Genomic DNA, 393 nt, shown 5'->3' with positions numbered 1-393 from the left:
CCAGAGTTTAGGGAAGTAGAAAGCGGTCATTATTGTGCTTGTCATTTGGTATAACTAGGATCCTATATGAGGCTTAATAAAGTTATAATAATTCCTTTATTGCTTATTTTATTTGCAATTATAACTAATATACTGCTTTCTTTTTATATGATTCCAAATAGATATATATTAGTTGATCAAACTCAGCATTTTTATGATATGAATAAATGGTATGAAAGTGGAAGGCTTCCAACTACATCTGCTAGATTTATTGCAAGTGAGGTTGTTAATGAAGAGTTTAGCACTCCAAGAGTTCCAGGTGGGGCCTATTATATTTTTTACACTTTATTTTATAAATTATCAGGAGAAAGTTTTTTAGGAGCTAAAATAATTAATTATATATTTAATTTAATT

1 pseudogene is annotated in these 393 nt (G+C 28.0%); it reads left to right on the top strand.

Features of this window, described 5'->3' with window-relative positions:
• Positions 1-66 precede the first annotated feature (66 nt).
• Positions 67-393, top strand: a pseudogene (locus tag EZH24_RS13550) (hypothetical protein); the annotation flags it as partial.

This window comes from Brachyspira catarrhinii, assembly GCF_005518285.1.
Lineage (GTDB): Bacteria > Spirochaetota > Brachyspiria > Brachyspirales > Brachyspiraceae > Brachyspira > Brachyspira catarrhinii.
This window is presented reverse-complemented; position numbering and strand designations above follow the sequence as displayed.